The organism is Aeromonas sp. 600276, from assembly GCF_049175815.1.
Classification (GTDB): Bacteria; Pseudomonadota; Gammaproteobacteria; order Enterobacterales; family Aeromonadaceae; genus Aeromonas; species Aeromonas dhakensis.
This window is the reverse complement of the sequence record NZ_JAAKVU010000002.1, coordinates 319,986-342,901: the sequence shown is the minus strand read 5'-3', so window position 1 is coordinate 342,901 and position 22,916 is coordinate 319,986. Positions and strand designations below refer to the sequence as shown.

18 protein-coding genes and 1 pseudogene are annotated in these 22,916 nt (G+C 61.2%); 12 read left to right on the top strand and 7 right to left on the bottom strand.

The annotated features are described in order from the left end of the window. Nucleotides 1–76: 76 nt before the first annotated feature. The 12 genes and pseudogenes from G5134_RS03650 to G5134_RS03595 all read left to right on the top strand — a co-directional run. Nucleotides 77–502 (top strand): annotated as a pseudogene (locus G5134_RS03650) (AAA family ATPase); the annotation flags it as partial. Between the two features lie 635 nt (nt 503–1,137). Continuing rightward, nucleotides 1,138–3,045 (top strand): PTS fructose transporter subunit IIABC, encoded by a 1,908-nt coding sequence (locus G5134_RS03645; RefSeq protein ID WP_065018261.1) that lies wholly within the window; start codon nt 1,138–1,140, stop codon nt 3,043–3,045. A 416-nt stretch (nt 3,046–3,461) separates the two neighbouring features. Further along, the gene (uhpT, locus tag G5134_RS03640) at nt 3,462–4,868 is read left to right on the top strand and encodes a hexose-6-phosphate:phosphate antiporter (protein WP_065018260.1); all 1,407 of its coding nucleotides are present in this window, start codon (nt 3,462–3,464) and stop codon (nt 4,866–4,868) included. Between the two features lie 252 nt (nt 4,869–5,120). Then, nucleotides 5,121–5,426, top strand: a complete 306-nt coding sequence (locus G5134_RS03635) for a PTS fructose transporter subunit IIB (protein WP_065018259.1) — start codon at nt 5,121–5,123, stop codon at nt 5,424–5,426. Next, the gene (locus G5134_RS03630) at nt 5,427–6,194 is read left to right on the top strand and encodes a PTS sugar transporter subunit IIA (RefSeq protein ID WP_065018258.1); all 768 of its coding nucleotides are present in this window, start codon (nt 5,427–5,429) and stop codon (nt 6,192–6,194) included. A 77-nt stretch (nt 6,195–6,271) separates the two neighbouring features. After that, nucleotides 6,272–7,189, top strand: coding sequence for a pseudouridine synthase (locus G5134_RS03625; RefSeq protein ID WP_065018257.1), 918 nt, complete (start codon nt 6,272–6,274; stop codon nt 7,187–7,189). Between the two features lie 37 nt (nt 7,190–7,226). Next, a complete protein-coding gene (locus G5134_RS03620) occupies nt 7,227–7,751 on the top strand; it encodes an NUDIX hydrolase (RefSeq protein WP_421231868.1) in 525 nt (174 codons plus the stop codon). Between the two features lie 158 nt (nt 7,752–7,909). Continuing rightward, a complete protein-coding gene (gene mnmA, locus G5134_RS03615; protein WP_010634593.1) occupies nt 7,910–9,016 on the top strand; it encodes a tRNA 2-thiouridine(34) synthase MnmA in 1,107 nt (368 codons plus the stop codon). A gap of 292 nt (nt 9,017–9,308) precedes the next feature. After that, on the top strand, nt 9,309–9,920 hold the full coding sequence (hflD, locus tag G5134_RS03610) for a high frequency lysogenization protein HflD (RefSeq protein ID WP_005298892.1): 612 nt from the start codon (nt 9,309–9,311) through the stop codon (nt 9,918–9,920). A gap of 122 nt (nt 9,921–10,042) precedes the next feature. Next, complete coding sequence (gene purB / locus G5134_RS03605) at nt 10,043–11,413, top strand: adenylosuccinate lyase (RefSeq protein ID WP_065018256.1); 1,371 nt, start codon at nt 10,043–10,045, stop codon at nt 11,411–11,413. Nucleotides 11,414–11,550: 137 nt separating this feature from the next. Beyond that, entirely contained in the window at nt 11,551–12,681 is a 1,131-nt protein-coding gene (locus tag G5134_RS03600) for a cupin domain-containing protein (protein WP_065018255.1), read from the top strand. Between the two features lie 240 nt (nt 12,682–12,921). Then, nucleotides 12,922–13,329, top strand: coding sequence for a hypothetical protein (locus tag G5134_RS03595; protein ID WP_065018254.1), 408 nt, complete (start codon nt 12,922–12,924; stop codon nt 13,327–13,329). A gap of 129 nt (nt 13,330–13,458) precedes the next feature. Here the strand turns inward: G5134_RS03595 and G5134_RS03590 are convergent, their stop codons facing one another. The 7 genes from G5134_RS03590 to G5134_RS03560 all read right to left on the bottom strand — a co-directional run bounded on the left by G5134_RS03590 (nt 13,459) and on the right by G5134_RS03560 (nt 22,866). Further along, nucleotides 13,459–16,326, bottom strand: a complete 2,868-nt coding sequence (locus G5134_RS03590) for a hypothetical protein (RefSeq protein WP_421231867.1) — start codon at nt 16,324–16,326, stop codon at nt 13,459–13,461. 612 nt (nt 16,327–16,938) lie between these two features. Beyond that, entirely contained in the window at nt 16,939–17,448 is a 510-nt protein-coding gene (locus G5134_RS03585) for a GNAT family N-acetyltransferase (RefSeq protein ID WP_017788558.1), read from the bottom strand. A gap of 32 nt (nt 17,449–17,480) precedes the next feature. Next, entirely contained in the window at nt 17,481–19,115 is a 1,635-nt protein-coding gene (locus tag G5134_RS03580; protein ID WP_421231866.1) for a GNAT family N-acetyltransferase, read from the bottom strand. Beyond that, nucleotides 19,115–19,729 carry a glutathione S-transferase family protein gene (locus tag G5134_RS03575; RefSeq protein WP_219326391.1) on the bottom strand — a complete coding sequence of 205 codons (615 nt, stop codon included), beginning with the start codon at nt 19,727–19,729 and terminating at the stop codon, nt 19,115–19,117. The genes G5134_RS03580 and G5134_RS03575 overlap by 1 nt, the downstream gene beginning before the upstream one ends. 38 nt (nt 19,730–19,767) lie before the next feature. Next, nucleotides 19,768–20,406 (bottom strand): pyridoxamine 5'-phosphate oxidase, encoded by a 639-nt coding sequence (gene pdxH / locus G5134_RS03570; RefSeq protein ID WP_005298871.1) that lies wholly within the window; start codon nt 20,404–20,406, stop codon nt 19,768–19,770. A 154-nt stretch (nt 20,407–20,560) separates the two neighbouring features. Further along, entirely contained in the window at nt 20,561–20,890 is a 330-nt protein-coding gene (locus tag G5134_RS03565) for a hypothetical protein (protein WP_024942908.1), read from the bottom strand. Next, nucleotides 20,887–22,866, bottom strand: a complete 1,980-nt coding sequence (locus tag G5134_RS03560; protein ID WP_065018250.1) for a reprolysin-like metallopeptidase — start codon at nt 22,864–22,866, stop codon at nt 20,887–20,889. The genes G5134_RS03565 and G5134_RS03560 overlap by 4 nt, the downstream gene beginning before the upstream one ends. Nucleotides 22,867–22,916: the final 50 nt, after the last annotated feature.

Here is a 22,916-nt window from a genome sequence, read left to right as displayed (position 1 = left end):
CGTTTTGTTATCCGGTTTGAAGCCGTATGACCACTCCCTTTTGTGGGCAACTGTCAGGTGAATACCATCTCCATACAATCTGGACACCATTGTCTGGCACCCGGGCGGCTTTAACCAAAAACGCCTCCAACATGAGATTGACCAAGCCATTCAAACACTTTTTCAAGAGCCCTCATGGGTGGTCGAAGGGGTATTTGGTACCCTGGCCGAGTAACTGCTTGATGCCGCCGATACCCTGCTCTTTCTGGATCTCGACTGGTCTGTATGCCGTGATTCGCTGCTATCGCGCGGATCACAAAGTGCCAGGCAACGGGATACAATGGCTGCCGAAGAGAACTTTCAACAACTGCTGGTGTGGGCTTCGGAATATGGGCAGCGAGCCGGCAAAAGCTCCCGCCAATTCCATCGCGAGCTGTTTGATCGATTCCCAAACGACAAGCACCGTTTCACGACTCGCGAAGCGGTAAATAGCTACCTCACGCAACTGACCATTCATAGCTAACGGGGTAGCCCGTAGGTTCGAATAGCGGAGCGTATTCGGACGTTCGCGTTATCGCCTCTCTCTTTTCGGCCATCCCCTCTCCTACCTCCACCCCGCCTACCCAAACAAGCGGTGCAATTCACTTCGTTCATTGCACCCTACGGGGCCAACTCCTATGGCTTCACTCGCGCGTTGTGGTGGGCTGTCTGGCACCTATGGCTCAACCCATTTCTCCACCTTTCCCCTCGCCGGTCTCCCCTTATCAAGCGCCCCGTCACTGCCATTTATGTGCGACAGCTCACACACAGCCCGCTCTTTTCACCTCACAAATTTACAGTTTCTCACCGATTCTAGGCCGGATAACATCACTCTCCATCATAAAGGCACGTTGAAACAATCAACACCAAGGTGATGATTTTTAAAAACAAAAAATAACACACCGATTCAATCAAGACCCATTTTGTCAGCTGGTCTGCTGTGCGATCGGGGTCACACTCGGGATGATGGCGCACAAAAATCCAGTATTTCGCAGTTTTGTCCGATAGGTGCGCTGCCCTGCGGGCGGGATAATAGTGGGGTCACTTTTGTCTGCATGTCCTGGGCGGTAGCCCAGGAAAAGATGCCAACAGGCTCCGGCCAGGAGCAGGGAGAACGCCATGATCACCACCCTTATCAACGAGCAGCTGATCGCGCTCGATTTAAAGGCCACGCGCAAGGAGGAGGTCTTCACCGAGATGACCCGATTGCTCGCGGCGCAAGGCAAGGTCAGCGACGAACAGGCCTTTATCAAGGATCTGTGGGCCCGGGAAGAGCTGGACAACACCGGCTTTGAAGAGGGCGTCGCCCTACCCCACGCCAAGAGTGCGGCAGTAAGCACCCCGGCGGTGGCCATCGGTATCAGCCGCGCCGGCATCGACTACGGCGCCGAGGATGGCAAGCCCTCCAAACTGTTCTTCATGATTGCCTCCCCGGCCGGCGGCGCCAACCACCATATCGAGGTGCTGGCCGAGCTCTCCGCCAAGCTGATTGAAGAGGGCTTTATCGATGCCCTGCTGGCAGCCAAGACCCAAGCCGATGCGCTGGCCCTGCTGCTCGAGAAGAAAGAAGAGACGGTGGCCACCCCGGCCGCCGACAAGGGGCTGATCATCGGCGTCACCGGCTGCCCGGCCGGCATCGCCCACACCTACCTGGCGGCAGAATCCCTGGAGCGCGCCGCCAAAGAGCTGGGCTTTGAGGTGAAGGTGGAGACCAACGGCTCCATCGGCGTCAAGAACAGCCCGACTGCGGCCGAGATCGCCCGTGCCAGCGCCATCGTGGTGGCCTGCGACAAGCAGGTGGACATGGCCCGCTTCAACGGCAAGCCGCTCATCAAGACCGGCGTGAAGGCCCCCATCAAGGATGGCAAGGGGCTGATTGAGCAGGCACTGAAGGCCCCCGCCTATGTGGCGGACAAGGATGAGCGCAAGAGCGAGGAGAAGAGCTCAGGCGGCAGCTCGGATCTCTACCGTTATCTGATGAACGGCGTCTCCCACATGATCCCGTTTGTGGTCACCGGGGGTCTGCTGATCGCCCTGGCACTGGCCATCGGCGGCGATCCGACCCCGAGCGGCATGCAGATCCCGGCAGGGAGCATGTGGAACCAGATCCTCAACGTGGGCGTCGCCGCATTCACCCTGATGATCCCCATCCTGGCGGGCTACATCGCCTACGCCATCGGTGACAGACCCGCGCTGGCACCGGGCTTTATCGGCGGCTGGATCGCCAACAACGGCAGCTTCTACGGCGCCGACGCCGGTACCGGCTTTATCGGTGCCATCATTGCGGGCCTGTTGGTCGGTTATCTGGTGCGCTGGATTGCCACCCGCCACTACCACAAGATGGTGCAGCCGCTGGTGCCGATCCTGATCGCCCCCATCGTCGGGTCGCTCTTTATCGCTGCGGTCTTCATCTTCATCATCGGCGCCCCCATTGCCGACATGATGACGGGTCTGAACGCCATGCTGCTCTCCATGAGCGGTGGCAGCCTGGTGCTGCTGGGGATCGTGCTGGGGGGCATGGCCGGCTTTGACATGGGTGGCCCGGTCAACAAGGTGGCCTTCCTGTTCTCGGTGGGCATGATCGCCTCCGGCCAGACCCAGTTTATGGGTGCCATGGCCTGCGCCATCCCGGCCGCGCCCCTTGGCATGTCGCTGGCTACCGTGCTCGGTCGCAAGCTCGGCATCTTCGATGCCACCGAGATTGAAGCGGGCAAGGCTGCCGGCGCCATGGGTCTGGTGGGGATCTCCGAGGGGGCGATTCCGTTTGCCGCCCGTGATCCGCTGGCCGTCATTCCGGCCAACGTGCTGGGCAGCATGACCGCCGCGGTGATGGCCTTCCTGTTTGGCATCACCAACAGCGTCGCCCACGGTGGCCCCATCGTGGCCCTGCTGGGCGCCGTCAACAAGCCGCTGCTGGCCCTGCTCTGCATGATCTGCGGCGCCATCGTCACCGGTGTGGTGGCGGTTGCCCTGAAAAAACTGCGGGTCAAGAAGAGTGACGAGGTGAACCTGGCCAAGGCCGCCTGATCCCCGCCCAACCAAGCCGCCCCCTTGCGGGACGGATGACAAACCGGACGAGGCCACCTGCGGGTGGCCTCCTCTTTTGTCGGGTTCGAGAGAGCCCGCTCACCTCTGCCGTACGACGCCGGCTTGTGATCCTCTTCACGCTTCGCGGCCGGATCCCGCCAAACTAGGAAATTTTCCTACCCCCCCTAGGGATGGCTCTCACGCCATTTGCAGCGCGCCTCATTAAAGTCACGCTACCTGATGTGGTTACCCGACCCGCGCCATGGCGCAAGGGACGGGCATGGGTTCAATCGACAGGGGCTCGCCGCGCACCGCGCCCGCTTCCTGTTGTTCTTTCCGTGGCGTGACCTCCAACTCCAATCAAAAAGGGTGGAACGCGGCGGAAACAGCGTCTATCTCGCAGAGGATGAACGAAGATGTTTAAACTGCTCGAACAGGTCCGGGTCCCCACCCTGAACCTGCCGGTCGAAGCCCGGCGCAAGCTCTGGTTCAAACCGTTTATGCAATCCTATCTGGTTGTGTTCATCGGTTACCTGACCATGTATCTGATCCGCAAGAACTTCAACATTGCGCAGAACGACATGATCCAGGAGTACGGTCTCTCCATGACCGAGCTCGGCATGATCGGCCTTGGCTTCTCCATCACCTACGGGGTGGGCAAGACCATCGTCTCCTACTATGCCGACGGCAAGAACACCAAGCAGTTCCTGCCGCTGATGCTGATCCTCTCCTCCCTCTGCATGCTGGGCTTCAGTGCCAGCATGGGCGGTACCGGTTTCAGCCTCTACCTGATGATCTTCTTCTACGCGGCCAGCGGTTTCTTCCAGAGCTGCGGCGGCTCCTGCAGCTACTCCACCATCACCAAGTGGACACCCCGCAACAAGCGCGGCACCTACCTCGGCATGTGGAACCTCTCCCACAACGTGGGCGGCGCCGGTGCGGCCGGTGTGGCGCTGTTCGGTGCCAACTACCTGTTCGATGGCAACGTGCTCGGCATGTTCATCTTCCCCTCCATCATCGCGCTGATCGTCGGTTTTGTTGGCCTGCGCTTTGGTAGCGATTCGCCGGAAGCCTATGGCCTGGGCAAGGTGGAAGAGCTGTTTGACGAAGTGGCGAGCGAAGAAGACGTTGCCACCGAAGAGCAGAAGCTGACCAAGTGGCAGATCTTCGTGAAGTACGTGCTGCTCAACAAGGTGATCTGGCTGCTCTGCTTCGCCAACATCTTCCTCTACGTAGTGCGTATCGGTATCGACCAGTGGTCCACCGTCTACGCCCACCAGGAGCTGGGCTTCTCCAAGGACGTAGCCATTCAGGGCTTTACCTTCTTTGAAGTGGGCGCCCTGGTCGGCACCCTGATGTGGGGTTACCTCTCGGATCTGGCCAACGGTCGTCGTGGTCTGGTGGCCTGCGTGGCGCTGGCGCTGATCATCGCCACCCTGGGGCTCTACCAGCACGCCACAACCCAGTTCATGTTCCTGGGCTCCCTGTTCCTGCTGGGCTTCCTGGTGTTCGGTCCGCAACTGCTGATCGGCGTGGCCGCCGTGGGCTTCGTACCCAAGCAGGGGATCAGCGTGGCCGATGGCGTCAAGGGCACCTTCGCCTACCTCATCGGTGACAGCTTCGCCAAACTGGGTCTGGGCATGATCGCCGACGGCACCCCCATCTTCGGCCTGACCGGCTGGAGCGGCACCTTCGCGGCGCTCGACATGGCCGCCGCCGCCTGTCTGGTGCTGATGGCCTGCGTCGCGGTCGCCGAAGAGCGCAAGATCCGCCGTATCAAACGTGAGCTGAAAGCTGCCACCCTGGCCGCCCAGTCCGCCTGAGCCCCGGCTTACTGGGCACTGATTGCCCGGTCTTAAGGTTTCACTCCGTAGTGTGTATTCGGCCCGCCCTCTGGCGGGCCGTTTTTTATCCCCTTTTTCCCCACTTGTCCCTTTTGGGGCCACAAATGCGCCTACCCCTTGCCCATCCCTTCAACAGAGCGCAGTCGGGATCCCATTTTTGCCTCCACCCCTTTGGCAAGGCCGCCCCTTGGCGCTATCTTGTTGCCCCACCCGAATTTGCCGTGAGAGCCCATGAAGATCCTCGCCGTCACCGCCTGCCCCACCGGCATCGCTCACACCTACATGGCCGCCGAGGCGCTGCAAAAAGCCGCCGACAAGCTGGGGCTCAAGATCAAGGTCGAAACCCAGGGGGCCATGGGGCTGGAGAACATCCTCACCGCCCGCGACATCGCCGGCGCCGATCTGGTGCTGATCGCCTCCGATATCGAGATTGAGCAAAAAGATCGCTTTCTCGGCAGCCCCATTCACCAGGTGGCGCTGGAGGCGGTGCTGCTCGATGCGGTAGCCGTGCTCAAGGCCGCCGCCCCCGGCGTCTGAATGCTGATCCGCGAGATCTCCTTTCACTGCCGGCTGGGGCTCACCATCACCCAGGCCAAGCAGTTGAGCCGGCTGGCCGGGCTGTTCAAGTCCCATATCCAGTTCATCAACGTCACCCGCCGCCAGGCGGTGGAGGCGACCAACCAGCTCTCCCTGCTCACCCTGGCCACCCAGCCCGGCGATCTCTGTCTGCTGCTGATCGAGGGGCTGGATGCCGAGCTCGCCCACATGGCCTTCACCTGCTGGTGCGTGGAGCTTGGCCAGCCGCTGGGGCGCCCGGGCAGCGCCGCCCTGGCCGAGCAGCGCCTCGCTCAGGCGCTGCCCGACTACTGCTTCACCCTGGCCCAGCTCGGCCATGCCACGGCCCCCCTCGACAAGGCCCAGGCACTGGCGGTGCTGGTGGATCTGCTGCCCGCTGCGCTGATAAGCGACAGACCCATGCTGGAGCAGGCCATCGCCGCGCGCGAGCAGTTGGCCGCTACCATCATTCGGCCCGGCCTCGCCATGCCCCACGTCATCTGCCCCGCCATCCGCCGCCCCGCGCTCTCGCTGCTCAGCAGCAGCGAACCCATCGAGTGGGGCTCCGCGCTCGGGCCGGTGCAGACCCTGATTTTGCTGGCTGTGCCCGCCGGTCTTGCCCCCGAGCTGTTGCGTCCCCTCACCCGGCTGGCCCGCGCATTGATAGACGAGCAGGTGGGTACCGCGCTGCTGCACGCAGGCTCCGCCTCCGCCCGTCAGGCCATCGTCATCGACGGCCTGCTCGGCTGAGCCGCTGGCCTCCCGTCCCCGTCGTTCATGCCCGTGACAGCCCCCTGTGGTACACTCGCCCTTCCCCTGTTTTTGGTATGCATGCGATGAAATCAGCCCGCCCCCGTCTCTCCCTCTCCACCCGCCCTGACACCGAGCACAAGGCCAAAGGGCCCGCCACGGCGCGCCCATCCCAGCGCAGGGAGGCGCAGCACGCCATGAGAGACAAGGAGGGCGAGCGCAAACCGGCACCGGCGCCTGCCGATCGCAAGCTGCTGCTGTTGAACAAGCCCTACATGGTGCTCTGTCAGTTCACCGACGAGGCGGGCCGCGAGACCCTCAAGGATTACATCACCGAGCCCGGCATCTATGCCGCGGGCCGGCTAGACCGTGACAGCGAGGGGCTCTTGCTGCTCACCAACGACGGCAAACTGCAGGCGCGCCTCACCCAGCCGGGGGAGAAGACCCCCAAGACCTACTGGGTACAGGTGGAAGGCATCCCGAGCGAAGAGAAACTGGCCGCCCTGCGCGCTGGGGTAGAGCTCAACGACGGCATGACCCTGCCCGCCGGGGCGCGCATCATGGAGGAACCTGCGGTGTGGCCGCGCAACCCGCCTATTCGCGAGCGTAAAGAGATCCCCACCTGCTGGCTGGAGATCAAGATTGTGGAGGGGCGCAACCGCCAGGTGCGGCGGATGACCGCCCATATCGGTCACCCCACCTTGCGCCTTATCCGCTACGCCATCGGGGAGTGGACCCTCGATGGTCTGGCGCCGGGGGAGAGCCGCGCCCTGCCCGCTCCCGAGCTGGCAGCTGCACCGCGGCAATCGGCTGTGCACGGCAAGCCGCGCACAGCCGCCAGGCCACAGGGGGCCGGCAGCAACAGCAAGGCCCGGCCGACCCGTCACGCCCAACACCAAGAGCGGGACAGCCGCGAAGCGAGCCCCCGCCCGGCCAATCGCAGCGGCGGCCGAGGCACCGCGCGCCGTCCGGCCCGCAGCAAGCCATCGGAATAACACGAGTAAGCCATTTGGCCAGCGTGCCGCAACATAGATGGCGCAACCTGATCGAGTGCCACAGCAAGGCACGGTACACAAGACAAGGAGTCCCAATGAGCGATCATCCCCCCTGCCCGCCCGCCTTACCGTGGCCGCCCTGGTGCACTGGCAGGGCCGCTTCCTGCTGGTGGAAGAGGAGATAAAAGGCCAGCGCCGCTTCAACCAGCCCGCCGGCCACGTGGAGCCTGGGGAAGATCTCGTCCAGGCGGCCTGCCGCGAGCTGAAGGAGGAGACAGGGCTCACCGCCGCTCCCACCGCCTGGCTCGGGGTCTATCTCTACAAGCCGGCAGACAGCGAGGCCACCTTTGTGCGCATCGCCGTCATCTTCGACCTTGAAAAGGCGCCGGGTCAGCACCATCCAGAGGATCCCGACGGCGACGTGCTGGCCTGCCACTGGCTCACCCTGGAGGAGATTGCCGAGTGCAAAGCGGCCCTGAGAAGCCCTCTGGTGTGGCAGTGCATTCAGGACTATCTGGCGGGTACCCGCTTACCGCTGTCGGCCCTCAAGGCCTTTATCTAAGAGCCGTTGGAGGCTCTTTTTGACGCTGTGAGGCCGAGACAAGAAAAACGATTTCCTGCAGCCGGGTTCCTGATGGGAACGGCGGCATGGATATGTGACCGGGGGCGCGAAATTCTGGTAGAATACGCCCCGTTTAAACGAACTGGTAACTTCGACTAATGACAGACAACAGCCAAATCAAGGTGATCGTCGGCATGTCCGGCGGCGTGGATTCTTCCGTCTCGGCCTACCTGCTCCAGCAGCAGGGCTATCAGGTCGAAGGCTTGTTCATGAAGAACTGGGAAGAAGACGACACGGACGAGTACTGCTCTGCCGCCCAGGATTTGGCTGATGCCAAGGCCGTCTGCGACAAGCTGGGGATGAAACTCCACACCATCAACTTCGCCGCCGAGTACTGGGACAACGTGTTCGAGCACTTCCTAGAAGAGTACAAGGCTGGCCGTACGCCGAACCCGGATATCCTGTGCAACAAGGAGATCAAGTTCAAGGCGTTCCTGGAGTTTGCCGCCGAGGAGCTGGGCGCCACCTACATCGCCACCGGCCACTATGTGCGCCGTGACGACAGCACCGGCCGCCCGCGCCTGCTGCGCGGTCTCGACACCAACAAGGATCAGAGCTACTTCCTCTACACCCTGAGCGAAACCCAGGTGGGTCAGAGCCTGTTCCCGGTCGGGGATCTCGAGAAGCCCGAGGTGCGCCGCATCGCCGAGCAGCTGGATCTCATCACCGCCAAGAAGAAAGACTCCACCGGCATCTGCTTTATCGGTGAGCGCAAATTCAAGGACTTCCTGGCCAAGTTCCTGCCCGCCCAGCCCGGCCCCATCGAAACCGTGGACGGCAAGGTGATCGGCGAGCACCAAGGGCTGATGTATCACACCCTGGGCCAGCGCAAGGGGCTTGGCATCGGCGGGCGCAAAGATGCCACCGAAGAGGCCTGGTACGTGGTCGACAAAGAGGTCGAGCGCAACACCCTGATCGTGGCGCAGGGCGAGCATCCCCGCCTCTACTCCGATGGCCTGATCGCGAGCCAGTTGCACTGGGTGGATCGCACCCCTATTCGCGAACCGCGCCGCTGCACCGTCAAGACCCGTTATCGTCAGGAAGATATTCCCTGCCTGATCCAGCCCATCGACGATGAGACCATCCGGGTCATCTTCGACGAGAAACAGGCTGCGGTCACCCCGGGCCAGTCCGCCGTCTTTTACGACGGGGAAGTGTGTCTGGGCGGTGGCATCATAGAGCAGCGTTTCAGCCATCCGGTGTAAGGGCTGGACGCTCACAAGCGTCCGCGCTCGACTCCCTTCTCCCCTTGCGGGAGAAGGGTTGGGGATGAGGGGGGAACCACCCTCACCCTGACCCTCTCCCTGAGGGAGAGGGGACAAAGAAAAAACAGCACAAGGCAGTGATACATGATTGGCAACTTCCTGGCCGGATCATGACATCGGCCGGTGAATGAACAGAACAGGGCTGTGAAGATATGAGCGACAAATTCCAAGGCCGGATCATGGCCTGCAGCGGATATCTGCCAGTGAATGAACAGAACAAGGCCGCGAAGATATGAGCGACAAATTCCAAGACAGAACCATGGCCTTTGCCGGCATCTGCCAGGCCGCCTACCTGGTGCAGAAGGTAGCCCGCGACGGCACCTGTGACGAGGCCTCCCTGCGCGAGAGCCTCTCCAGCATCCTGGTCACCGACCCCAAGCAGCCGCTGGACGTGTTTGGCAACCACCTGGCCATTCGCGACGGCTACCGCGCCCTGGTCGAGCAGCTGGGCGCCGACGGCAGCCAGAAGAATGCCGAGCTGACCCGCTACGTGGTGAGCCTGATTGCGCTGGAGCGCAAGCTGGCCAAGCGCAAGGACATTCTCAACATGCTGGGTGAGCGGATCGGCCAGATCGGCCGCCAGCAACAGCATTTCGACCTGCTCGACGAGCAGATCCTGGCCAACATGGCGAGCATCTATAGCGATCTCATCAGCCCGATCGGCCCCCGAATTCAGGTGGCGGGCACCCCGCTGTTCCTGCAGCAGCCGCTGGTGCAGCACAAGGTGCGCGCCCTGCTGCTGGCCGGCATCCGGGCCTGCGTACTGTGGCGCCAGCTCGGCGGCAGTCGTACCCAGATCATCTTCGCCCGCAAGAAGATGGTGGAACTGGCCAAGCGTTACTAATCATTGGCTCGCGCAAAGGCAGAGGGAGAACAAGGTGAACAGCCGCACATCAGCCTTGATGCCCCCCGGCCCGCGCGCGAGTGGATACGAATCCCCCACACCAATCATCAGGAGTTCACCCCATGGAGCTGTCCGCGCTGACTGCTGTTTCCCCGATTGACGGTCGTTATGGCGACAAGGCCGATGCCCTGCGCCCTATCTTCTCCGAATTCGGTCTGCTGCGTTTTCGCGTCGAAGTCGAGGTACGCTGGTTGCAAAAACTGGCCAGCCACGCCGGGATCCCGGAAGTCCCTGCCCTGAGCGCGGCCGCCAGTGCCCTGCTCGACGGCATCGTCAGCAACTTCAACGAGAGCGACGCCGCCCGTATCAAACAGATCGAGCGCACCACCAACCATGATGTGAAAGCGGTGGAGTACTTCCTGAAAGAGAAGGTGGAAGTGAACCCCGAACTGGCCGCCGTCAGCGAGTTCATCCACTTCGCCTGCACCTCCGAAGACATCAACAACAACTCCCACGGCCTGATGCTGAAGACCGCCCGCGAGGAGGTCATCAAGCCTTACTGCGAGAAGCTGATTGCCGAGATCAAGCGCCTGGCCGCCGAGTACCGCGACATGCCGCTGCTGTCGCGCACCCACGGTCAGCCGGCGACCCCGAGCACCATGGGCAAGGAGATGGCCAACGTCGCCTACCGTCTGGAGCGCCAGCTCAAGCAGATCATGGCAGTGGAGATCTTGGGCAAGATCAACGGCGCCGTGGGCAACTACAACGCCCACCTCAGCGCCTATCCGGAAGTGGACTGGCACCAGTTCTCCGAGGAGTTCGTCACTTCTCTGGGCCTGACCTGGAACCCCTACACCACCCAGATCGAGCCGCACGACTACATCGCCGAGCTGTTCGACGCCATGGCACGCTTCAACACCATCCTGATCGACTTCGATCGCGACGTGTGGGGCTACATCTCCCTGGGCCACTTCAAGCAGCGCACCATCGCCGGCGAGATCGGCTCCTCCACCATGCCGCACAAGGTCAACCCCATCGACTTCGAAAACTCCGAAGGCAATCTGGGTCTGGCCAACGCCGTGTTCCAGCACCTGGCGAGCAAACTGCCCATCTCCCGCTGGCAGCGTGACCTGACCGACTCGACCGTGCTGCGCAACCTAGGCGTGGCAGTGGGTTACTCCCTGATTGCCTATCAGGCGACCCTGAAGGGCATCTCCAAGCTGGAAGCCAACGCCGATGCCATGGCCGCCGATCTGGATGCCAACTGGGAAGTGCTGGCCGAGCCGATCCAGACCGTGATGCGCCGTTACGGCATCGAGAAGCCCTATGAGAAGCTCAAAGAGCTGACCCGTGGCCGCCGCGTCGACGCCGAAGGGATGCGCACCTTTATCGACACGCTGGAATTGCCGGAAGCCGTGAAAGTCGAGCTGAAGAAGCTGACCCCGGCCAACTATATCGGCGACGCCCAGCGTCTGGTCGACCTGCTGAAATAAGCGGGCGAGAGAGTATCGGGGGCCCTGGGCACTAGCCACAGGGCCCCCTGTTGTTTTCCCTGCCAAGGCAGGGCCATGAGTGGCGTTGCCCAAGCCCGTCTTGGGCAACACCTCTCTCACAGAGACACGAGAAGACCATGTACCAACTCAATCTGGATATCGCTCACTTCCTCGAGCACTACTGGCAGAAGCGCCCGCTCCTCATCAAGGGCGGTTTCACCGACTTTCAGGATCCCATCAGCCCGGACGAGCTGGCGGGTCTGGCCATGGAAGAGGTGATTGAATCGCGCCTGGTGACCCGCTTCAACAACAAGTGGGAAGCTGCCCACGGCCCCTTCGAATCCTACGATCACCTGGGCGAAGAGAACTGGACCGTGCTGGTGCAGGCCTGCAACCACTGGGCCCCCGAGGTCAACGAGCTGGCGCTGCCGTTCCAGTTCATCCCGGGCTGGCGTTTTGACGATGTGATGGTGAGCTTCTCCACCCCTCACGGTGGCGTCGGTCCCCACATCGACAACTACGACGTCTTCATCACCCAGGGCCAGGGCAAACGCCACTGGCGGGTCGGCGATGCAACACCGCGAAGCGAGTTTGCCGCCCACGCCGCCCTGCTGCACTGCGAGCCGTTCGAGGCGATCATCGACGTCATCATGGAGCCGGGCGACATCCTCTACATTCCGCCTGGATTCCCCCACGAGGGCTACGCCATCGAACCCTCCCTGAACTTCTCGGTGGGCTTTCGCGCGCCGGACGCCAAGGCACTTATCTCCTCCTTTGCCGATCACCTGATCGACAACGAGATCCGCACCGAGCGTTACGGCGATGCCGACCTCAAGCCCCGTGCCCGCCACGGCGAGATCCAGCCCCACGAGCTGCACCGCCTGCGCGAGCTGATGCAGCAGGCACTCGATGACGAGACCCTGTTCAAGGAGTGGTTCGGCACCATGATCTCCGAGGCCAAGCACGATCTGGACGTCAATCCGGTGGAGCCGGACTACAGCGCCGAGGAAGTGGCCGACCTGCTGACCCAGGGCGAGCCCGCCATCAAGGTGCCGGGTCTGCGCACCGTCTGGTTCAGTGGCGAAAGCCAGACCTGCTACATCGACGGCGAAGCCTGGACCCTGCCGAGCGAGGATGCCGCCGCCATTTCGCTCTTGTGCGACAAGGACATGGTTACCCAGGCCGACATGGTGGAACTGGCCGATCAGGCCGGCTTCCTGCAGCTGCTGACCCGGCTGGTCAACCGCGGCTACTGGTTCTTCAACTGATCCCCCCGCGGTGACAGAAGGCGCCCTCGGGCGCCTTTTCTATCTCAGCTGCCCGACCTCACCGTCTCTGCTGCCGACCGGGCCACCCCGGCGGCGCTTTCACTGCTTGCCTTGTCCACAACCTGCTTTCGAAGCTGAACCCACTCTTGACGACACATCTGATGATGCTTTTTTGCGCAAGTGAAAGCTCGTATCATGCGGCCATTGCTCAAGCAGCCAGGTTTAGCAGAGAGGTATCCCATGCAGATCAGCACTCGTCCCATGCCGTTGCCCGGTTATGACAACGCCTATCCCAAGCTGACCCCGGAGCAGCTCAACCAGGGCCGTGACAAGGCGCTGGACAAGAGAGCTGAATACGTGGCGACGCAGGAGGAGAAAGAGACCACCCGCCGCACTCTGGCCGTCTCCTACACAGAGCAGCAGCAGGACAAGGCCGCCGTGGATCGCTATCTGCAAGCCAGTGGGCAGGAGAGCGATGATAAAAGCGCCCCGACGGCCGTCGATCTCTACCGGATGGAAGCACGCAACCAGCAGCAACAGCAGCTCGGCGACTACCTGCAATACCGGCAGAGCCCCCTTGGCAAGCAACTGGCGGGCATGACAGGGGCCGAAGATCGCAAGGGCAACCTGCTCGATACCCGCGCCTGAGCAAGCCCTGTACACGCAAGGGGATGACATAAAAAAAGCCCTCGCTGAGGGCTTTTGAGTGTTGCCGACAAGGGCGTGGCGGGTCCTCCATGGCCCGGGACGTGAACGCCTGAAAGCGTGCCGACTGTGTTATTTGGGAATAAACGCATTCTTGTAGAAGGAGCGGAATCCATTGTCCGGCACCTGAAATTCCACCCCATTGTACAATGACAAGGAGGCATCATCAGTCTTGTTCATGATTGCGCCATAACGCGCATAACCACTCTTGCCATCGTGATACATAAAGTCCATCCGCGAAACCAGATCGTTGGTTTTCTTGAACAGCCGGCCAACAATCGGCGAGTCTGAGGACATGGGATTATTGATGGTCCGCAGCAATTTCATGCTGGTATAGTCACCATTGTCATCCCGGGTCAGCAGATAATGGTAGCGGGTATCGGGCGCCTGCAGACCATTTAACCGATAGATCAAATTCACATTGGTACCGAGCGCCAGTGCATTCAGGCCATAGGTTATCGGTGCATCGCGCTGACCGACAAAGTCAGATATTATCCTGCGGGCTAGCCCACCTTTTACTTGATAGATATGCCGGGTCGTAAAGATAAGGAACATGGTCTCGTCAAGGCCATTGATGGCAACCACATCCAGCGGATACTCTTGCCACTCCAGATTTAATTGACTCGTCAGTTCATTGCTGCTTGTCGGGGCATCCTCCAGATGAGACGTCAAGAAGGCTCGTGAAAAGCTTGAGTTGTTGCCCAGCACCACAAATATTGCTGCGCGACTATTATTGTTTGCCTGACTCTCGACGGCATGCACACAGGTCTGCAAATCACTTCCCGGCCACCAGTTACTGATTGGGGTGGTGGCTCCCGCAGTGAAGAAGTTCGATATATTTCCGTAGCCTGGCTTCTGAATATTGGCAAAGTTATAAATCCTGCCATTTCTTGGGGAGGTGACCAATGCCCCCGGCTGGGTATAAATCGGGTTGTCATGATCCGCGATACTTGGGACGTAATCCCAATCGGTATTCATGGTCCTTGCATCGAAGGCGCATACCAGAGTTCGCTTCCAATAACTGGACACTCGGCAAATATATGCCCCCAGGTCTTCATACTCAAGCCCCTTCGGTTTAATATACTCGTTGGTATATCTCGCGATCGGGGTAGGTTTAACCTCTTCTTTTTTGAGTAATGTGTAGATCCATTGGGCGATGGCCACCACTATGCCTATCACCGCGACAATAATCCCCAGGGGGCCAGCAATGGCAAAGCCCATAAAAGAGGCCACGGCGACGCCCAACGCCACCGTGGCGACCAACATATTGATTGCCGCAAATATAATATCACCTATATCGCCACCCTCGACAGCCTGATATAGGTTATACGCGGCCAAGGCCGCCCCCAGCGCCGCCAATCCGACAAAACATATATTGATAATCCGGGTGATATTTTGCGTGGCGAGAAACATCTTGCTGGCTATCTGCCGCTCTAATACATTCGTGAGATGCTGGCCCTTGGCGGTAAGGTTGCTCAAGAATTGACTGAATTTACCCATGTTGATGGCAATGCTGTTGATGATGCCTTCACCATTGCCATAAATAAACATGGTCACTTTATCAAGGAATCGACCGAGCTGGATCAGATTCAATGTCACATCAAACAGGGCTGCCCCCAACTCCATCAAAGGCACAGGGTTGCTCCATTCCTCCCGATCGGTCGCCGTCAACCAGGTAAAGTTGCCCACCCCCAGCAACAAGGTGAACACGGAAAGGAATGAATCGATGGGGAAGGCAGCGGGAGCCACACCGGAGAAGGCTGTGGGAGCCATACTGCCCACCGTCCCTGCCAGCGCAGGATATCGTTGAAGAATGCGCTGCCGGGCCCCCTCATCCTGCAGGGTGCTCGTTCTCAAGCTCATGTTGTTCAGTTCATTCCAGAAACTATCCGGGCTATTCTGGTTGAAGAAACTGTTCCAGAAGGTGCGCTGAGTCCCGCTTTCATTTCTCAGCAAGGTCACCACATCATCGAAATTTCTCCTGTTGGCCAGGACTGTGTATTTCTCGCTTTGTTGGCCCCAGCTCATGTTCATGGCAAACCCGCTGTATACAGAACCCGCCAGGGTACGTTCAAATTTTTTCAGCTCATCCTCGGTGATGCGACGACCAGATGATATATTGAGCGCTCTTACTTTATTGATGGTGTTGTAGACTTGCCACATCGCCTTTTCAAACGATGAACCAGCTCCCAGATACTCCTGAACTTTGAAAGAGCTGATCAGTTCCTCTAACACCTCATTCTTGGAGTAGTGTTCGATAAGTTGACGAGCCCAGTTTTCCCCCGCTGCTTTGTAGCCGGTTAACTTTCCGCTTTGACAATAATGGGTGGCGACAGAGTATAGCTGATCGATAATTTCTTTAAACTGCGTACCCTTTTCAGCTTTCTTGATATTTGCATTTACCTTCACCATATCCCAAGAGTTATACAGCTTCCGGTCTGCCACAGTGACATTGGTTTGCTTGCTATATGAGTTCTGCAACAAGCCACTCACATATTCAACCATATTATCGGTAAAATAGCGTCGGTTGCTGCTGTAAATAGTATTGACCGAGTTGATGCCATCACTCATGGTCAGCACATTATTGTTAGGCTTCATGCCAGAGCCTAACGCTTCGCTCAATGAGCTGTTCTGATACTGGAATTCAAACTTCATCAGCTCTTGAAACATCACCTGGGCAAGATATTGCGCTTCATCGGTTTCTTGTACAAAGTTGACCCGGTTCGAATCAACGACGGGCTGGTTAGATGCCATCACGTAAAAATTGATCCCATCCAGCTCGGCGAAATTGCCACTATTCAGGACAGCAATAGCGGCTTTCACCGGGGCTGGGAAGACAGTGCCGGCAGCCAGGCCTATCAGCGACATGGAGGAGAACGTCAGAAAATCCCGACGCCCTTGTGAAACTTCACGATGGATTATTTCTGAAAGTTTTTTCATATTATATATCCCTATCAGTGCTCATTGCTTCCCAGATTATTAAATATTTCAGGCAATAGTCTGGCGGGCCATGTCATCATGACCGAGCATATGGTTGTTGTTCTATGAGAGGTGTAAATAGGCTGCCCTATCAGCATCGTCAATATATGCATGACAGCAGCACTACCGATATACAAGGCAAGGAGGATATTAACAATTAAAGCCAAGGCAACCGTATCAAGCCTCCTTGTTTATATATTGCACAACCTACCTGCCAATCCTCATTTGAGTCAAACATCAATAATGAGGTCTAACCAGAAAATGTTACCCGTTAGACAAAAACAGATATTGCCGAGAAAAAGTTGTAACAATATATTTCGAAAAGAGCCCCCCAAAAATGCAGCAAGGTGCCATCAGGCTGCAGGGCAGCACCATGATTTCCAGATAAAGGTGGTACGCACTATATATCCCAGCACGGAGCAAAGTGGCATTAGCTCACCGGTGTGCTCGTGAATACGATCCGCAATGATGAGATGGGGAAGGAAAAACCATCGACTATTCGAGGGGGGAGACACAGCATCTGCAGCGCATTCAGATAACAAAACGGCAGCCCCTGGCTGCCGTTTGCGTGGCTCATTGTTCTTCGGGAAGTTCGTCAAACAGCGGGTGGTAGAGCACCTCCCCCTGCACGCCAGCCAGACCGCCTTCCTGCAGCTCCATCGCCATGAAGCAGTCGGCGGGCACTTCGTAGATGCAGTGCAGGCCGAACTCGCTGGCGGGGCGAAAACCGAAGCGGCTGTAATAGGTCGGGTCACCCAGCACCACCACCGCCTTCCAGTCCATCTCCAGCGCCGTGTCCAGCCCCTCGCGTACCAGATCCGACCCTATGCCCTGCCCCTGCCAATCGGGATGGACCGCCACGGGCGCAAGACCAAGCCAGGGCCCCTCCACCCCGTTAATGGTGATCGGGCTCAGCATCAGGTGCCCCATGAACTCGTACTCCTCCTCCTCGACCATGGTCACCACGGCGGCGCCGCATTCGCGCAGGCGGTTGACCAGTTCGGCCTCGTCGGTACGGCCAAAGGCGGCACTCACCAGGTCATAGACCGGCAGCATGTCGCCAGGGCGCTCGGTTCTCAGCATACAGCGTTACTCCTCGTACAGCAGAGCGGGCATTATTCCACAAACTGCCCGCCGCCCTGAGCATCTTTGTCCAGAAATGGGAGGGTGGACTCAGGAAAACGATCCGCCACCTGCGCCAGCAACTCATGCAGATCGGCCGGTTGCAGGCGGGTGATGGCGGTTCGATAGGCGTTGAACAGCGGCGGTTCGGCCCGTGCCAGCCAGGCCAAGGTGTCGTCGGCATCCCGATGCCAGCGACCGGCCAGCTCATCGAGCAGAGCGGGCAAGGCCACCAACAAGTCAAGCAAATGGTAGCGATGGGTGAGCGGCGCAGCGGCCAGCAGGGCGAGTCTGGACTCCTCACTTGCGAGCCAGCGCAGGCGCAGGTGCCGCTCCGCCAGGGTCAGCAACACAGGTCCCTGGCGCTGCAGGCTGGCCAGCTGCAGCAGGTAGTCCAGCCCCTGCTCCTCGGCGTCTTTCAGCAGCAGGCCGCGCAGCAGATGGAGCTGCTCCGGCTCGGCCTGCGCCAGCGCATCCTGGTCGTAGTATTCCACCGCCAGCGGCCCGTCAGTATCCAGGGAGCGTAGCGGCGCGGCGGCGAGCTCGGCCCCTTCTTCCCCATCCCGATTTGTCATGAACAGCGCCAGCCGCTGCGGCGCCCCCTCCCCGACCTGTGTCTGCAGGATGGCTGCCACCACCCGCGCGTCGGCCAGCAAGGGGACCAGCTGCTGTTCGACCGGCGCCGCCAGCGTCAGGCTTCGCGCCAGCTGCCAGTAGCTCACCTTGTTCTGGCTCTGACTTAAGCGCTGGCGCTGGCCACTCAATGCCCGTCGGCCGCAGTAGCGCATGCCCAGCTTGGCCATCACCCGGCCGGAGGCATGGTTGTCCGGCATGTGGCGGGCGGTGAGCACCGGCAGCTGCAGCCGGTCGAACGCAAAGGCCTTCACCAGCTGGGCGGCCCGGGTCGCCAGCCCGCGATTTTGCCAAGGCACACCCACCCACCAGGCCAGCTCGCCGTTCCAGTGCAGCGAGATCACCCCCACCAGCGGCGCATGGCCCTCGCCAGCCGGCAGGGTCAGCGCCCAGCTCCAGCCCAATCCGAGCGCCGCCTTGCGCCAGCAGCCGGCCAGCCAGTCGCGGGCCGCCTCCGGCGGATAGGGGTGGGGAATGTTGAGGGTGTAGCGGGCGAGCGCCGCATCGCTGCAATAGTGCACCACCTCGGCCTCATCGCACGCCAGCAGGGGGCGCAGTTGCAGGGCAGGCCCCAACTGCGAGGCGGGCTCGGCCAGCACCGGCACCGTCAGACAGCGGGCCAGCAGGCGATTGAGCACGGCGCCCAGATCGTCCTGCGCCGTCAGCGCCAGATCGGCCCCCTGCCCTCCCAGGGTCAGCAGCCCCTCCTCTCGCGCCAGGGTCAGCAGGGAGGCCGAGCCACTGATGAGGATCTGCCGGCTCGGATCAACGGCCTGCTGGCCGGGCAGATCGCCGTCCAGCCAGGCGGCCAGCAGTGCGCTAGCCGAACGCACGCCATCGGGCGGACAACAGGACCAGAGTCCGCCGGTATCGCTCGGCAAACGCTCATCGACCTTGCTCTGCAGCAACTGCCAACCATGGCCCTGCCGCTGCCAGGCCTGCAGCACCGGCGCCCAGTGGGGCTGCCACAGGGCGCACTCGATCAGCAGTTCCATCAGCCGGCCTGACAGGCTGCAGGCAGGCTCAGATGGCGGGGATGCGCCTCGATACGGGAAATCCAGGCCCGGATGGCGGGCCACCCCTGCAACGAGAAGATCCCCTCCTCCGCCACATGGGTGTAGGCGTACAGTGCGATGTCGGCGATGGTCGGCGCCTCACCGCACAGGTAGGAACTCTGCTTGAGCCGCTGCTCCAGCACCGCCAACGCCTTCTCGCCGCCAGCCTTGAGCCCATCGAGGCGCGCCTCCTGGGACTCCGGCCGCCCCAGATAGTGAACAATGAAACGGGCTACCGCGATATAGGGCTCATGGCTGTACTGCTCGAAGAACAGCCACTTGAGCACCTCGGCCTGCTGGCGCGGCTCGGCCGGCCACAGGGGCGACCCCTGCGCCAGGTAGAAGAGGATGGCGTTGGACTCCGCCAGGGTGTCGCCCTGGGCCAGCTCCAGCACCGGGATCTTGCCGTTGGGGTTCAGAGCCAGAAAATCGGGGGTGCGGGTCTCCCCCGCCAGCACATCCACCGGCACCCATTCGAGGGGCAGCTCAAGCCAGCGGGCCAGCAGCCAGGGCTTGTAGCAGTTGCCGGACTTCAGATCGCCATACAGACGCATACAGACTCCTTGTCAGCAGCAAAAGGCTAGCGGGGTGCTCAGGGCGCCAGCCGCTCGATGTGCCACCCTTCCCCTTCACGGGTGTAGTAGAAGCGATCGTGCAGGCGATGCTCGCCCCCCTGCCAGAACTCGACCGTGTCTATGCGCACCCGGAAACCGCCCCAGAAGCTCGGCAGCGGCACCTCGCCATTGGCAAACTTCTGCTTGAGTTCGAGGAACTTGGCCTCCAGCACGCCGCGCGCCGAGATGCGGGTCGACTGTTTGGAGACCCAGGCGGCGATCTGGCTGTCTTTGGGGCGGCTGTGGAAATACTTCATCACCTCGAAGGTGCTCATCTTCTCCACCCGGCCGGTCACATGCACCTGTCTGTCCAGGGTGTGCCAGGGGAAGAGCAGGCTGATGCGGGGGTTGCCCTCCAACTGGTGCGCCTTGCGACTACCCATGTTGGTGTAGAACACCATGCCTTCGGCGTCGTAGTGCTTGAGCAGCACGGTGCGCTGCCAGGGCTGGCCGTCGGCATCCACTGTGCCCACCACCATGGCGGTGGGGTCGGTCAGCCTGGCTTCGCACGCCTGGGCCAGCCACTTCTCGAACAGGGCGAGGGGCTCGGCCGGCAGATCGGCCCTGTGCAGTCCACCCCGGGTGTATTCACGGCGCAGATCGGCTACATCCATCATCTTGATTTTCCTTCTCTCTTTGCCGCCCATGCGGCCATGCGTGCAGGCATTGTGCGACGAGCACGCCATGGGTACAAGCCTTGTGACCGGCAAATGACAGCCGTAAAAAAGAGGGAGGCTCGCGCCTCCCCCTGTTGACCTTGACGGCCCTCTGTCACTGCCGATCCGTCGCCGGTAGTGACGGGCAGTGCGCCAGCATGCGCCGGTTGTAGTCGGCCGCGTAGGCCGCCAGCTTGGCCTGGGCCTCCTGCTGGCCTGGCTTGATCACATCCCCCAGCCCCTCCAGATAGCGCACGCCGCAGCGGGCCTTGGCTGATGCCTGCTGCTCCGGCGCTATGCCGGGCGCCACCTCGCCTCGCCCGGCCCGCACGATCAGCCGGTAATCCTGCTTGGCCAGGCTGGCGCTGACCGCCTGCTCCAGGGTATCGGCGTCGGCCTGACAGCCGCCGAGCAGGGACGCCAGCACCAGCCAGGCCGCTCTCATCCGCGCCTCCGCTGCCAGCCCAGCAGGGCCAGCGCCAGGGTCCAGAGACCGAGGGCGCCACCGCCACCACCGCCCGAGCTGCCGCCGCTTTGGACGACCGGCAGCTTGGCCGGGCTGATGGCGAAGAAGATGTTGTCGCTGCAAGCCACCTTCAGACGGGCGGCGCTGGCCAGATCCGCCGGCAGGGTCACGGTGGCCGAGCCGCTGTTGGGCTGGCTAACCGCCAGGCTGCTCCAGCTGGTTCCCTCGTTCTGGGTCAGGAACAGGTCCACCTTGCTGCAGCTGATCGGTGCCAGGTTGGTGCCGGCCACATCCCAGCTGACCGCCTGACTTGCCCCCGGCGTCAACGACACCCCAAGCGGCGCAGTCAGCCGGAAGGCGCTGCCGGTATTGACCACCTGCACCTTCATGTCATCGCTGGCGACACCGCCCTTGCCGTCACGCACCGTCAGCCGGAAGTTGAGATCCCGGTTGGTGGTGGGCCAGGCCTCGCCCTTGGCGAGCGTGCCCGAGAGCAGGGAGGGCAGGCTCGGCAGGATCCGCTCCGGTGAGCTGGTGGGGGAGACAAAGCGAAACAGCGGCCGGCTGCCGTCGTCCACCATGGTGGCCAGGCTGCTCGACTCCGTGCCCAGATCGATCTGCTCCCAGGTGTAGGTCAGGGGATCCCCGTCCAGATCGGCGCCGGCCCCCTTGAGCACGAACGGCGTGTTGGCCGGAATGATGCGGCCGGCCCCGGCCGCCGCCTGGGGCGCGTTGTTGACAAGGTCGATGGAGGTGCCACAGGTCGGCACGGTCGCCATGTGTGCCCGCATCTGCTCGATGGACTTGCTGTGGAAATAGGGGTCGCTGTGGGGCTGGATGTTCTCCTCCCCGCAGATGCCCGCATAGGCCATGATGGAGGTACCGCTGCCCGGCTCCCAGGCTTGGCTCGCCTCACGATTGCCGCTGCCACAGCTGTTGGTGGTGCCGTTGAAGGTGTGATCGGCGCCGAACTGGTGGCCAATCTCGTGGGCCACATAGTCGATAAAGAAGGCATCCCCCACCGGGGTGGCGGAACCTGTCATGCCGGCCGACTTGTCAGCCATACAGAGCACACCGAGGCCGGCCAGACCACCGCCTCCGGTATTGACCACATGGCCAATGTCAAACGGTCCCAGCGGCGTGCTGGGCAGGGTCTGGGCATTGGCCTGCACCACGCTGTTGATATCGACGTCGGCGTCACTATTGGTGAAGGGATCGCTGGCCGGATCGGTAAAGATGATGTTGTCGTTACCACTGGCCAACTGGAATTCGGCCCCCACGTCGCGCTGGTACACCTCGTTGACCCGGTTGAGCAGGGTGGCGATGGCCGCGGTGGCCAGCACCTTGGAGCCGCCGTGGAACTGGGTGTATTCCCCCGCCGCCGAGATGGCGATGACGTAGCGCTTGCGCACGTTGCCATCCACCTGCACCTTGTGCGCCAACGCCTTGCTGGCATCGCTGCCAATAACCTTGTCCGCTTCCTCCGCCAACCTGCTGTAGGCGTCTTGCTGGTAATAGACGGCATACCCCTCGGCATTGCTGAGGGGATCGACGAACACCGTCTTGCCCTGATGGCTGAACATGGCGTGGAAACCCAGCGGCCCCAGATCAAAACGCCCCGTCTCTACCGGCGCCGCCGGATTGTGACCCTTGAAGGTCTTAATTTCGGGGAATTTGGCCGCCTGATCGGCCGGCAGCAGGTCATAGGCCTGCAGGGCGAAGGTCACCTCTCCCCCGTCGGGCAGCGGCAGGGTCAGCGAACCCGCCCCGGCTTGCAGTCCGGCAAAATAGTCGATGGGCACCTTGGCCACCCGAAACTGGTTGGCCCGCACTTCATAACCGTCGGCGGCGGTGGCGCGCGCCGCGACCGTATCCCACTCCTTGGCCGCAAGGCCGCCCGAACTCATCAAGCTGGCAACCACCAGCGCCAAGGGAGAAAATTTCATCAACTGCATCTTTTTAGTCCTTTTAAAATGCACTCACCTGAACTGCAACCGGCATCATT

Coding starts and splice junctions, on each gene's coding strand:
- G5134_RS03585 (WP_017788558.1), bottom strand. CDS start 17,448: ATGCTGAGAACCGAGCGCCCTGGCGACATGCTGCCGGTCTATGACCTG.
- uhpT (WP_065018260.1), top strand. CDS start 3,462: ATGTTTAAACTGCTCGAACAGGTCCGGGTCCCCACCCTGAACCTGCCG.
- G5134_RS03575 (WP_219326391.1), bottom strand. CDS start 19,729: ATGCGTCTGTATGGCGATCTGAAGTCCGGCAACTGCTACAAGCCCTGG.
- G5134_RS03590 (WP_421231867.1), bottom strand. CDS start 16,326: ATGAAAAAACTTTCAGAAATAATCCATCGTGAAGTTTCACAAGGGCGT.
- G5134_RS03625 (WP_065018257.1), top strand. CDS start 6,272: ATGCATGCGATGAAATCAGCCCGCCCCCGTCTCTCCCTCTCCACCCGC.
- G5134_RS03565 (WP_024942908.1), bottom strand. CDS start 20,890: ATGAGAGCGGCCTGGCTGGTGCTGGCGTCCCTGCTCGGCGGCTGTCAG.
- purB (WP_065018256.1), top strand. CDS start 10,043: ATGGAGCTGTCCGCGCTGACTGCTGTTTCCCCGATTGACGGTCGTTAT.
- pdxH (WP_005298871.1), bottom strand. CDS start 20,406: ATGATGGATGTAGCCGATCTGCGCCGTGAATACACCCGGGGTGGACTG.
- G5134_RS03620 (WP_421231868.1), top strand. CDS start 7,227: ATGGCGCAACCTGATCGAGTGCCACAGCAAGGCACGGTACACAAGACA.
- G5134_RS03635 (WP_065018259.1), top strand. CDS start 5,121: ATGAAGATCCTCGCCGTCACCGCCTGCCCCACCGGCATCGCTCACACC.
- G5134_RS03600 (WP_065018255.1), top strand. CDS start 11,551: ATGTACCAACTCAATCTGGATATCGCTCACTTCCTCGAGCACTACTGG.
- G5134_RS03595 (WP_065018254.1), top strand. CDS start 12,922: ATGCAGATCAGCACTCGTCCCATGCCGTTGCCCGGTTATGACAACGCC.
- G5134_RS03560 (WP_065018250.1), bottom strand. CDS start 22,866: ATGCAGTTGATGAAATTTTCTCCCTTGGCGCTGGTGGTTGCCAGCTTG.
- hflD (WP_005298892.1), top strand. CDS start 9,309: ATGAGCGACAAATTCCAAGACAGAACCATGGCCTTTGCCGGCATCTGC.
- G5134_RS03645 (WP_065018261.1), top strand. CDS start 1,138: ATGATCACCACCCTTATCAACGAGCAGCTGATCGCGCTCGATTTAAAG.
- G5134_RS03580 (WP_421231866.1), bottom strand. CDS start 19,115: ATGGAACTGCTGATCGAGTGCGCCCTGTGGCAGCCCCACTGGGCGCCG.
- mnmA (WP_010634593.1), top strand. CDS start 7,910: ATGACAGACAACAGCCAAATCAAGGTGATCGTCGGCATGTCCGGCGGC.
- G5134_RS03630 (WP_065018258.1), top strand. CDS start 5,427: ATGCTGATCCGCGAGATCTCCTTTCACTGCCGGCTGGGGCTCACCATC.